9 protein-coding genes and 1 pseudogene are annotated in these 12207 nt (G+C 38.6%); 4 read left to right on the forward strand and 6 right to left on the reverse strand.

What is annotated here, in order from left to right:
* The first annotated feature begins 449 nt into the window (after positions 1-449).
* The 3 genes from MSVAZ_RS18715 (at position 450) to MSVAZ_RS04765 (ending at position 4039) form a co-directional block, all read left to right on the forward strand.
* Positions 450-1463 carry a hypothetical protein gene (locus MSVAZ_RS18715; protein WP_052727883.1) on the forward strand — a complete coding sequence of 338 codons (1014 nt, stop codon included), beginning with the start codon at positions 450-452 and terminating at the stop codon, positions 1461-1463.
* 333 nt (positions 1464-1796) lie between these two features.
* The gene (locus tag MSVAZ_RS04760; RefSeq protein ID WP_052727884.1) at positions 1797-2660 is read left to right on the forward strand and encodes a hypothetical protein; all 864 of its coding nucleotides are present in this window, start codon (positions 1797-1799) and stop codon (positions 2658-2660) included.
* A gap of 245 nt (positions 2661-2905) precedes the next feature.
* Positions 2906-4039: a TIGR04279 domain-containing protein gene (locus tag MSVAZ_RS04765; protein ID WP_048118684.1), complete on the forward strand. Its 1134-nt coding sequence runs from the start codon at positions 2906-2908 to the stop codon at positions 4037-4039.
* Between the two features lie 644 nt (positions 4040-4683).
* On the opposite strand, the gene MSVAZ_RS04770 is transcribed toward MSVAZ_RS04765, so the two are convergent.
* Both MSVAZ_RS04770 and MSVAZ_RS04775 read right to left on the reverse strand, forming a co-directional pair.
* Positions 4684-4908 (reverse strand): hypothetical protein, encoded by a 225-nt coding sequence (locus MSVAZ_RS04770; protein ID WP_052725343.1) that lies wholly within the window; start codon positions 4906-4908, stop codon positions 4684-4686.
* A gap of 381 nt (positions 4909-5289) precedes the next feature.
* Positions 5290-6177, reverse strand: a complete 888-nt coding sequence (locus MSVAZ_RS04775; protein ID WP_048118691.1) for a DHHA1 domain-containing protein — start codon at positions 6175-6177, stop codon at positions 5290-5292.
* 273 nt (positions 6178-6450) lie between these two features.
* Here MSVAZ_RS04775 and MSVAZ_RS04780 point away from each other — a divergent pair, with 273 nt between their 5' ends.
* Entirely contained in the window at positions 6451-6816 is a 366-nt protein-coding gene (locus tag MSVAZ_RS04780; RefSeq protein WP_048123708.1) for a hypothetical protein, read from the forward strand.
* 289 nt (positions 6817-7105) lie between these two features.
* On the opposite strand, the gene cydB is transcribed toward MSVAZ_RS04780, so the two are convergent.
* The 4 genes and pseudogenes from cydB to prf1 form a co-directional block, all read right to left on the reverse strand.
* Positions 7106-8149, reverse strand: coding sequence for a cytochrome d ubiquinol oxidase subunit II (cydB, locus tag MSVAZ_RS04785; RefSeq protein WP_048118694.1), 1044 nt, complete (start codon positions 8147-8149; stop codon positions 7106-7108).
* A 2-nt stretch (positions 8150-8151) separates the two neighbouring features.
* Positions 8152-9468, reverse strand: a complete 1317-nt coding sequence (locus tag MSVAZ_RS04790) for a cytochrome ubiquinol oxidase subunit I (RefSeq protein ID WP_048118696.1) — start codon at positions 9466-9468, stop codon at positions 8152-8154.
* A 337-nt stretch (positions 9469-9805) separates the two neighbouring features.
* Complete coding sequence (locus MSVAZ_RS04795; RefSeq protein ID WP_048118699.1) at positions 9806-10216, reverse strand: Fur family transcriptional regulator; 411 nt, start codon at positions 10214-10216, stop codon at positions 9806-9808.
* 333 nt (positions 10217-10549) lie between these two features.
* Positions 10550-11794 (reverse strand): annotated as a pseudogene (gene prf1, locus MSVAZ_RS04800) (peptide chain release factor aRF-1); the annotation flags it as partial.
* Between the last annotated feature and the right edge of the window lie 413 nt (positions 11795-12207).

Consider the following 12207-nt stretch of genomic DNA (forward strand, 5'->3'; position numbering starts at 1 on the left):
GACTGGAAAATTTCCATTCAGCCTTAATAAAAACAGAAAAACTTGAAAAATATAAGGAGAAGGATTTAACTATCTCCATTCTTTCTCCTTAATACTTGATGTAAAACCTACAGCCTCAAATTTGCTGTATATTTGAAGTCAAGTTTTTGCGTACAATGGAGAAATTGATCCCCTTATATAGAATTTTCTACCCCGTAATTTATTAGATTTGTGATTTTACAGAAAAAATTGTGCACTGCCTAAAAACCTGTATATGGATACACATTTTTTATTGTAAGCAGTGTGGAATACTAAAAAGTAAAATATATAAACCAGTTTTATCATTCATTATTATATCTGTCTAGAATTTTTATAATTAGTCCAGATATAAGAAGTGGACCTTTAATACACTATTCAATGGACAATAGCCTTTCTAGTCAAGAAAATACCAAGAGGAGAGGTTCAAAAAATTGCTTCCTGAAGAAATTAATCCAATAAAACCAGTTTTTACATTTATCCATAATTTGAAAAATAACGAAAATTTGAGACTCCTTCTTTTGCTTTCGGTTTTCCTATTCCTTATTAGTTCTTCCGGAGCAGCTGCCTCAGGTAGCTGGGAAATTACACCCCAAAATCCCGCTTCTGGAGATACAATTGAGATAACAGGGACCGGCTTTGAGGGAGATACTGCGAAAGCGCTGGTATCCTTCGAAAAAGATGTGGAGGTCCAGGATGGAGAATACGAGTATCTGCTTGAAGATGTAATAATCCCCTCCAGCTCCTACAACAGCTTTACTGTGCAGGCAGAAGGGGTTGAGGATCTGAATGTGAGAGCAAAACTGCTCCTATGGTTAACTAAAAGCTCAGAGGCAAAAGATGGCACTGCTACCGTTATCCAGACAAACGTTCCTCCAGGAACATATAAGATCAGGATCGATGGAAAGGCAAGTGGCTCTAGTGTTAAACTCAAGATAACAGCCGTGCAAGAAGTTGAGGTAGATTCTGATGGAAGCATCAGCTATGAATATAGTACTAAGTCTATACCGGCAGGTGATTTTGAAGTAAATGTTGGGGACGTTACAAAACAGATAGAATTACAATCTTCAGAAAACCTGACTTCGGAAATGAACTCTTCGGAACAGAACACAAGTGAAGAACAAGATAACGAAAGTACTGGAGATACGGTCCAGGAAAATGTGGGAAAATCTAGTGGAAGTACACGCGGGTCGGTCTTGATATCTAGTTCTGAGAATTCTACCGGAGATAATGACTCTTCAATAATAAATAAAATTTCTTCGCTTATGAGAATTAAGTCCATTCTCGAAACTCCAAAATCATTCATATTAGAAGATGTCACGCCATACATTCAGGCAAATTCATTAGCAGAAGTCTTAAAAAACCCTCCAAAACTTCCCTCTTTCCTTTTAGGATTTGCAGGAACCCTGCTGATAGGGCTTGCTGTGCTGAGGAAAATGAAAAAATAAGAAAGTAAAACCATAATACCAGATTGGAAAATTTCCATTCAGCTTTGATAATAACAGAAAAACTTGAAAAAATAGTGAGAGAAGGGATGTAGCAGGCTATAATCCTTTCTCTTTATAGCTGAATGCAAAAACCTGTATACTGGATATGTTTTGCTGCAAACAACGCTAAATACTAAAAAGAAAAATATATAAACTAGTTTTATTATTTGTCCTATATCTGTCTAGGATTTTTATACTAAGTCCATATATAAAGAAAAATAGACCTATAATATAGCTATTCAATGGACAATAGCCTTTCTAATCAGAAAATATTAAGAGGAGAGGTTAAAGAAATTGCTTCCTGAAGAAATAGAGTTTGTAAAGCCCATTTTTACATTTATCAAAAATCCAAAGAATATGGAAAGTTTGAAGCTCCTGTTTTTACTTCCTGTTTTCCTGTTCCTGATCATTTCTCCTGGGGCAGTTGCTTCAAGTAACTGGGAACTTACTCCCCAAAATCCAGTTGTTGGGGATACAATGGAGATAAAAGGAACCGGTTTTGAGGGAGATACCGCGAAAGTGCTGGTATCCTTCGAAAAAGATGTGGAGGTTCAGGATGGAGAATATGAGTACCTGCTTGAAGATGTAGTAATCCCCTCTGGTTTTGACAACAGTTTTACCGTGAAGGCTGTAGGGGCAGATGACTTGAACGTGAGAGCAAAGCTGCTCCTATGGTTAACTAGAAGCGCAGAGGCAAAAGATGGCACTGCTACCGTTTCCCAGTCAAATGTCCCTCCAGGAACATATAAGATCAGGATCGATGGAAAGGCAAGTGGTTCTAGTGTCAAACTCAAGATAACAGCCATGCAAGAGATTGAAGTAGATTCTGATGGAAGTCTCAGCTATGAATATAATACTAAGTCTATACCAGCAGGTGGTTTTGAAGTAAACGTTGAGGGCACTAAAAAGCAAATAGAATTACAGCCATCAGAAAGCCTCTCTTCAGAAACAAACTCCTCGGAACAGAACTCAAGTGAGGGAGAAGTCGGGGAAATAACTGCGAAAATAAAAGAAGAAATAGACAATGGAAATATTTCCAGTGAAGAAAATATACTTGCCGAGAGTTTCCAGAACCTGAAATCTCAGAAGATATGGATAGCAGGAGTCTTAGCCGTATTAATATTATTTGTGGTTTATTTAAAGAGGAAAAAGTCATAATAATGTACTGAGGGATTTTAAATACGATTGTTTTTAGAATTCTTTGAAGACACTTTCGATAAACTATAAATACATATTAATAGTAGACATGTCTAATAGACAAAATATATGAATATGAATTAATTTAATTAAAAAAGAAATTCGCGGATGAAAGCTTAATAATTAATGAAGTAGATAATAGACAAAAGTAGGAATATATAGCAAAAGTCCGGGATAAAACAAATATTAATTTAGGGGTGTAACGATTGAAGAAAAAAATAGGAATAAATGGAATAGATCTCAGAAAATGTAAATTAACCGTTGCTGCTCTAATCTGCATTTTCGCACTTATTTCGGTATCAGCCGCTGTTTGCGAAAAAGGACTCTGGATTGCATCTATAGAGAAAAATGGAGATAGCGCCATTTTTGCAGATCATGATGACAGCCAAGATAATGGCGGATGGATTCAACTCACCGGAGGAAAAGAAATCCAGCTTCCACAGCCTCTTAGCTTTACTTACAGTGGGACTAATTGTGTGGAAAAAGAAGGAATTGTATTTAAAATAAATAAGGACAAAGACGAGGAACTGAAATACACATATCCATACTCCACACATCCGTTTTATACTGAAAAACAGACTGTGAAAATGGACTATAACGGTCCTGTAGCCTTTAAGAAACAAGCAGTGAATATTTATCTTGTCAAGGGGCTTGATGTGAGTTCCATGGAAAAAGCTCTTGTGGATGCAAAATGCAAGAGCCTGAATGAAATCTTAAAAGGCGTTGACTACACTAAAACATGCGCGACTCTGGACAAGTGCGGAGACCTGTCTAAACCCCTTACATTTAACTCTCTTGAGCCTGGGAGTTACGGCATCGTCATAACACTTGCGGGCGACAAAGAAGAAAACGTAACGAAAGTTCTTTCAGCCACTTGCTTTGAAGTAGTTGACTATGAACTGAAAACGACGGCCGCCAACAATATTAAGGAAGGCGACAACCTTGATGTTCAGATGAGCCTGAAAAATGCACCTGCCGGAGAGTTTACCTACGGTGCCCTGCTGATAAATGAAGAAGCCTATAAAGCTGAAATGAAAGTTGACAGCAATGGAACAATAGATGGAACCAATGTTTCCGTTAACGATGTCGACCTCAGGACCCTGGGCATAAGCTCCGTAAACAAGAGTGAACTTGCAAACGGATTCCAGACGCTTATTGGAGAAGGTAACGGTACGATAAGCATAGGCGAGAAGAACCAGAATACCCTTTCCTTGACAGCCTTTGATCTCACGCCAGGAAATTACCTCCTCTTTACAGGCGCCTATGAACCTGGCAAAGGTCTTGTAGGCATAGACCAGCAAAAACTGAAAATAAGCGCAGACGGAACCTCTCCGATATAATCGGAGACTCCGAAGCTGACAGAGATCCCGGACTCCGAAAACATATTTAAGCCGGATCTGATCTATGTTGGAATTCAGAAAAGGTTAAAACAAAGCTAAAACTCTAAAAACAGCAAAAGACAGAATAGAGTTTAAGGCTTAAAAGGCGGATTTCTTTATGAAACCGCCTTTTTTTTGATTTTTTCACCATTGTATTTTGCTTTTCTCTATTTAATTGTAAAATCCTCATCAATAGTTCCAAACTGTTCTATATTTATTTGGCATGAAAGTTCTTCCAAGTACTTTCATTTATTTGTGCCTGTGATTAGAAGAATTTCATATGCGTTTTCAGTCAATTGCCTTTCTTATTCCTTTTGCGCAGATCAATATTGATATAGCTTATTAGCGATAGAGAAAAACACTATTAAGAAAGACTACTGGAAAACAGAAATCAATATTAAGAAAAAATATTGAGCTCATCCCAAAACTTAAAATTGTTTCTCTAAATCCCATGTTCCAATAATTAACTGAGTTTCTGGCCATGAAAGAGGTATGAAACTTTACTGATTTGAGAACAAAATTGGTTTTAGGTAAGCTAATTAAGTAAATCTTTTGGAGCTATCAGTTTATTCCCATAGATGCTGCAGTAAATCCAAGATATCAGTTTATTCTCTTATATGCTGCAGTAAACCTGAGATAGAGTGAAGCAAAATTCCGGTAAAAATCATGCCCGTCCCTATAACGGTAAGAATTACCATCAAAACCGTTGGCCCGAAGGTAAGACTTCCGCCAAGATAGAAAGTCTGTAATAAATCAAGACCTACGTATAACCCTACTGAACAGAGAACAAAACCTGGAAGGGTAAACCAGTATAGAGGACTAAACTCCATGTTTATAAAATTGTTAAGTAATACCGTCAGACTGTGCTTAAAAGGACTTCTAGTCAAACCATTTACATTATAGAACTGAATTATATTTTTAAACGTAAACTAACCTCCAGGTCAATAGATCCCACTACTATTTATATATCCTGACGAATTTTCTTGAATAAGGTAGTTTTAAAATATAAATACTTTTCTAAAAGCTCGGGTATGAATAAATTAGATATTTGTGAAAAAAAGATCACTTCAAGTACTATTTTACAGAAACGCAAAATCCACAAAAAAGAGTCGGTGGGATTTCCAGGTCAAATTGGAGTTATTTTACCTGATAGCCCCACGATAAAGTTAGAATTCAGGACTAGATTATGCTCCAGGCCATCAGGGGTAATTTCATGTAAAAAGCAGGCCTGGAAAATCCATATTCTTTTTTTGGAATCCAGCAGCATTCCTGTGTCCTCCTCCGCCATATTGTTGAGCGATTTCGGCACAATCGGGCGAGTTGGGATTTCCTGAATCGGATCTCAAGCTGAATACCACCATATCCTCTACAGCCTGCCACATGACAGCAATATCATATTCAGGCTTCTTGTAGATGAACTCTCCAAGCTCGGAGATGTTTCCGGTAGTGTTTACAAGCCTGGCTTTCCAGTTATGGAAAGTACAATCCACCCCACGGTCAAAGGCTTTTTGGAGCTTGTAGTTTTGAGCTTCGAGAAGCAATTTCCCTATAGATATCATATTGTTTACGGTATCCTCATATTCCGGACCAAGAAGCACATCCCATACGGCATCATAGGGGGTTTTCACCATCAGATTAAATCCTGCGTTGAAAGCCCTGGTTTCAGGGTATTCAAACTTCCACAGGTCTTTATCTCCAATATAGGCAACAGCCGCCGGAGGGGAAGTAAGTTCAGGATGCGTAAATTCCCATGTAAGTACACAGGCTGCCTTTTCAAGAGATCGAATACCCGGAATACTGCTTGAATTCCAAAGATCCGGAAATTTCTCTACAGCGGTCTTATGATGATCAATCCATATCAGTTTAGGCCCGCAAACCTTTACAAATTCATCCATTTTATCGCTGGTAAAGTCAACAAGCCATACTTCTTCCGCTGCCTTTATTTCGCCCTCACTCCACGACTCTTTTCCATAATTTATAGCAACAAATTTTATGTCAAATTCATTTCGGTCATAGGAATTACCAGCAATAACGGCTGCACAGCATCCGTCATTATCATCATGGTGATAAATTAAAATCATGCGTTTGTCATCTGTCATTTTTGATTCCCCATTGTTTTATTGGATTTCTTTCTCATATTTTCTGCTGTGAATTTAATTTCAGAATATATTTAAAGAAAACCCGATGTGGAAGATTCTCAATTAAGTGATAATGCATTTAAATAAAAATAGTTTTAAACATCTAAGTTGATATAATTATAATATAAGCCAAAAAGGGATAAAGTTGAGTGAAAAAAAGGAGACATTAAAACCCCTGCAGGCTTAGTGCATGATTTTGTGAAAAAAACTATTTTGAAGAACAGAGGTGACATAATGAAGGGAGGCGACAAGACTAAAGAATATTGCAATATCTGTGGTCGGGAATTGCTGGAAGACGTGCTGGTCGTTGATACCAGCCAGGACATGAAACCAATAAAATTCAAGGACGTTCACGGGGATAAGTCTGATCTGATATGCATTGAGTGTGCAACTGAATCGGTTGAGAATCCGCCCTTCTTATGTTCGAGATGCGGGCAACCCGTCGAATTCGGTGAACACTTCTATGTATTAAAGAAAGGAACTATAAAACCTGGTGGCCCCAAGGTGGACTCTGAAGACATAACCGCTGAAGATAAATGTATCTGTATTATGTGTTATGAAGAGTTTCTGAACCCTGAAGAGAACGAAGAAAAAGACTAAATGGATAGTTCTGTCTCTAAACTTTGCTCTATATTCTGCCCTTATTTTTTTAATTTATGGGCAAAAATCAGGATCAAGTGCCTGAGATAATTCAACTCATGTGAAATAGAGCAGAACTGACTTTTTAGTCTTTTTATAATAGTTTTATCATTTAACTTTTTTTATTTATATCCTGAGCTTCTTCAAAGCTTTCATGCTTTGGGATATTTAGCGAAGGTTAGTATTTTTCATCTCTTTGTAGATAAAGTGAAAAAAAGTGAAAAATAAGTAAAAGAAAAGAGAAAGTAGATCAGTATTCAACCTGCTCTGTTTCTTTTATTTTCTCCTTGAACAAAGTATATGCCCAAAGCTGATAGATGATGACTATGGGCACGAATACCAATGCTCCTCCAAGCATAACGCTCAGAGTCATGTGGCTTGATGCTGCTTCAAAGATATTTATTCCGTATTCAGGAGATATAGAGGACTTAAGCATGTAAGGATAGATACTTGCAAGCCCACTTTCAACAACAAAAAGAAGCGTCAGGAGATTGCTGCAAAAAGCCGGGAATCCCCTGTCCTTTTTTGCAAAAAACACAGCAAGGACAGCTCCCACTACCGCAAGAACTGGCAATAAATACAGAGCTGGAGTAGCTGAATAGTTGATCGTAAAACCTTCGATACCCACAAAGGAATATGCCAGATAGACCAGGGCAAGTACAAGTACAATAAGAGTACTCTTCTTTGCCAGATTACCTGCTTTTGCAGCTATGGCACCTTCAGTTTTAACATTGATCCAGAGCGCACCTGAAGTAACACTCATAAGCACGAAAAGGACGCCACCTAGCAATGCATACGGACTGAAAAGTCCTAGAAGAGTACCTTCATAAACTCCTCTTGATGCGATTTCGAGCCCCTTGAAGAAGTTCGCAAATGCAACTCCCAGGACCAGAGAAATCAGCAGGCTTCCAGCGAACCATCCCAACATAAGGATCTTCTGTATCTGGGGATTCTCGTCCTTGTGGAGATATTCTATGGAAATTCCCCTTGCAATTAAGCCGATAAGCAGCAGCAGCATCGGAATATAAAGGAATGTAAACATCTTCGAGAATACCAGAGGGAACGCAGCAAATGTTCCGCCTGCAGCCAGGATGAGCCATACCTCATTACCGCCCCAGAAAGGGCCAACAGAGCTCTGGATTTGTGTCCTCTGCACCTTATCTGTGGCAATAAAGGGTGTTAGAAGACCTGCTCCAAGGGAAAAGGAATCGGCAATGAAGTAAACCCCCCATATTACACACCACAGGAAGAACCAGATAACTGCAAGCATATCATGAGTAAGGAAATCAAACATATTCACTCAACTCCTGTAGCATTAACTACGGTTTTCTTTATGAGGTATATCTCAAAGATCATCAGGATCAGATAGAATGCGCTTATAAGGGTAATACTTAACAACACATCCGATATGGGAACCGATGATATGCCATTTGCTGTCTTTAGCAGACCATATACTATCCATGGCTGCCTTCCAACCTCAGCTACAATCCAGCCAGCAGTTATGGAAATATATGGAAGAGGAATAGACCACATCATCAGCTTCAGATACTTATCTGATGTGTACAGCTTGCCTGATTTTTGAAGATATAAGCCTAAAAGAGCCTCGATAATGAATAGGGACCCCAGAATTGTCATCAGCCTGAAGCTCCAGAATATCATTTCCACGGGTGGCAATTCATCATGAGGTAGCTGGTTAAGTCCTGTTATTGTTCCACTGAAACTTCCTGTATACAGGAAACTTGCAAGACCTGGAATTCCCAGCAACTGAACACTATTTGAACCAGTGCTTGAATCAGGTATCTGTATCAGGTACATGGGTTCTCCTGAACCTGTTTCCCATATCGCATCCATTGCCGCTCCTTTAGCAGGCTGAAGCTCAGTAACATATTGTGCATAACCGTGACCAAGAACAGGAAGCACGACTGCAGTCACAAGTGCTATGGCAACTGCTATGCTGAAAGACTTCTTGAACACTTCATTGTTGTTTCCTTTAAGGAAATGATATGCACAGATCCCCATCATCAAAAATGCGGTCAACAGGTAAGCTGCAAGCAGAGTGTGTACCATCATGTACCAAACATAGCCGTTCGTTATTAGAGCAAGGAAATCTGTCATAACAACCTTACTCCCATCAGCAGCCATATTATAGCCGACTGGATGCTGCATAAAACCGTTAGCAATGATAATCCATAATGAAGAAATGTTAGTGCCCAGAGCGACCATCCACATCGAAAATGCCTTTAGTTTCTGACGGTCGCGGTTCAGGAATATCCATGCGCCAAAGAAAGTACCTTCAAGGAAGAAAGCCAGTAATGCTTCCACAGCTAAAGGCGGTCCAAAGACATCTCCCATGAATTCTGCATAGGCACCCCAGTTAGTGCCTAACTGGAAAGTCAATGTAAGACCTGATACCAGACCTATTGCAAAATTTATCTTGAATATCCTACCCCAGAAGTCGGCCATCTTTCGCCAGTTTTCATCTTTGTTCTTATAGTACATTGTTTCCATACCTGCCACTAACAATGCAAGTCCCAATGTTAGTGGAACGAACAGGAAATGGAACGCAGCTGTTATGGCAAACTGAAGCCGACTTAATAAAAGCAATTCAATCATTCATTACCCCTCGTTTTCCCTCGTTTTGTTACTTACTTCACAGGATCATATTTGCAAGCATATTTGCGTTGAAGCAAGCCGATGTCTTCCGTCCATGATTTGCAGATCATCTTCATGCTCAATCTCATCAGTGAGAATCTGAAGTAAAATGCTGTATGTCACCGGATCTATATATTTGACTATCTGAAGAATATACCATTGTACACCCGGATAACATATTGTTTCCCCTTGATGTTCTGCTCAAATTATGTTTCCTGAAACTTTTTAGATTCCTGAGACTCTTTAGATTTCTGAGATCCCTTAGATTCCCCGATACTCTTTAAATTTCTAAGATCCCTTAGATTTCCTGAGACTCCTTACACTTCTTACAGACACCATAAAAGTTAGTGCTCGTTGAAACAATAGTAAATCCTTCTATCTCCTCAGCTATCTTCATCGAGTAATCCAATAATTGTTCAGAATTGAAATCCTCCATCATTCCACATTCCCGGCAGATTAGATGGTGATGTGGAATGAAATTTGCTTCAAATCTTGAGACTCCTTTTACATTCACCTCCTCCAGTAAACCTTTCTCCGTAAGAAATTTAAGATTTTTATATACAGTAGCCTTGCTTATACGCGTCAGTTTTTTCCTGACCCCATCATAAACTTCGTCTACAGTGGGATGACCATCATGTTCGCGCAGGAAAGTAAGTATTTCGACTCTCTGGTTTGTGTATTTCATGTCAGCTTTCTCTGTGGGCTTCATTGATGTCCACCTAAATTACCTGTGAAAGCAGGTTTACTCAGATATACATGATATCTATTACTAAATGATATTTATTATTATTTAATAATTACTATTATCTTTATTATCTCTTTACTCAGAGAAGCCTTGTAATTGCTTTCTTTTTCTGGCGCCGTAGTTTGCAGTTTTCCCCACTAAAAGTACAGCTAAAGAACAGTAACGTTGGATAGAACTTGCCAGAGCAAGATTGTACGTCTTTTGAATAAAATTTACAGTTTCCTACATCCTTATTTTGAATTTAATATAATTCGTTAACTACTAAACTTCTGAACTAACCTACACTCCTGAACTAACCTACACCCCTGTGCTATATCTAAGGATTGCGGCAATTCCACCGAAAGCTATCATAAGTTGAGAACCTTCATCGAAATCTGTTGATATAAAAGCAGTCCTTGCATTGCCTATGTCAGAGAGTTCTGAGAATTCGCCAACGATATCAGTAGTATCCGTAACTTCAAGTGCAGAACCACATTCAGGGCAATTTCCAGCCGCAGGAACAGCTTCATTGGACTTCCATTTTCTTGTTCTTTTATTCTCATATCCGCAAACACTGCATTTGAGAGTTACTCTTTCAGATCGCAGGTCTTCAGAAAGTAAAAGCACATCAACTGCCTTTAGTTCCAGATTTGCCCTTACACTGTCTTCTCCATAAGATACTTTACCAGATTCAGTAGCGAGTTCTTTATAAAATAATTTCATATTTTTCTTTTGCTTAATCAAGTCAATACCCTGGAGTGTATCCTCTGCTGCATTTATTAACTCAGAAAAACCTGATTCATCCGTATACCCTGTATCGAAAAGTCCAAGAACCTTTTTCTGAAGCTCATAATGTAGAAATCCACCTTCATTGAACTCTTCTTTAGTCGGGGAATGCCCTCCTATAAGAATGCCTTTAAGTTCAGATGGCTCCACTTCAAGAAATGCCTCACTTGCAGCATTCCCTATTCTTTTGTAAAAATCATGAATCGAAATGCGTCTGAGCTGTTCAAAACGATGTGCACTCTGCCCTCCTTTTCTTTGTTTTCCAGGGACGGTGGAGTGGAGATGCTTAATAACCTCAGTTTGCCTGCCCACAAGCATACCGATAGTTGCTTCTCTTAGATCTAGAAGTATGAGCCCATAAGTACTGCACTCTCTGAGCATTTCCTCAAGGGGCTCAAGATAAAAAATGGAATCACAGTGATATATGTAATCTACAACAGGTTCCGGAGAAAAAAGAACTTCATTTACCATGCCTGTCCTGTTAGCTCCGGCACTGACAGTTCCTGCAAAATAAACTATCCCGTTTTCGGGTATTTTGTTAAGAGATCTTAACTTTGCCAACAAAAAATCAAGGGTTCCCTGTACGTTATTGCCGGTAAGTTTTGACTTAATGTTTGAAGCCTGCTCATGTTCTTCTCTCAAATGAGATATGACATCTGAAATCTGTTTCTCAGAAGGAATATAAAGGGAAATTAATTCTGTGTTATTTCCACTTTTATTTTTAAGAATCTCAAGCTTCTTTTTTAATACATATTTTTCATATGTACAGTATTCAGCCGTTTCGACTTCCTCCTATCTCATAAAAATGCAATTCAGTTGGTATGGCAAAATAAAACCGACTTAATAAAAGCAATTCAACAATCCGTTATCCCTTGTTTTTTATTTGTATCAGGAAGTCATCGAAACCCGTGGAAAAGACTCCGAGTTGTAAGTATCACCGATGACTACTATATATATACTTATATTTATATTTATAAGGGTGAATTTGCAAATACATAATGGCTTTGCACATAAAAATTATGGAAAGAACAGGGTTCATGGGCATTATATGTCCATGAACCGTTGCATGCGATCAATATTTGCACCGAAAAGAGTTGAGATCTTCCATCACAACCTTATTTTCTGGTGCCCGTTTTTGTTGATCCATCCGTTTTTTCTTGGTGGCATAAATCCATTCGCTTTGATCCGTT

Source organism: Methanosarcina vacuolata Z-761, assembly GCF_000969905.1.
Classification (GTDB): Archaea; Halobacteriota; Methanosarcinia; order Methanosarcinales; family Methanosarcinaceae; genus Methanosarcina; species Methanosarcina vacuolata.

Bases quoted from the DNA above. Each gene is read 5' to 3' on its own strand.
- cydB (WP_048118694.1), bottom strand. From the start codon at position 8,149: ATGTTTGATTTCCTTACTCATGATATGCTTGCAGTTATCTGGTTCTTC.
- MSVAZ_RS04775 (WP_048118691.1), bottom strand. From the start codon at position 6,177: ATGACAGATGACAAACGCATGATTTTAATTTATCACCATGATGATAAT.
- MSVAZ_RS04795 (WP_048118699.1), bottom strand. From the start codon at position 10,216: ATGAAGCCCACAGAGAAAGCTGACATGAAATACACAAACCAGAGAGTC.
- MSVAZ_RS04790 (WP_048118696.1), bottom strand. From the start codon at position 9,468: ATGATTGAATTGCTTTTATTAAGTCGGCTTCAGTTTGCCATAACAGCT.
- MSVAZ_RS04770 (WP_052725343.1), bottom strand. From the start codon at position 4,908: ATGGAGTTTAGTCCTCTATACTGGTTTACCCTTCCAGGTTTTGTTCTC.
- MSVAZ_RS04780 (WP_048123708.1), top strand. From the start codon at position 6,451: ATGAAGGGAGGCGACAAGACTAAAGAATATTGCAATATCTGTGGTCGG.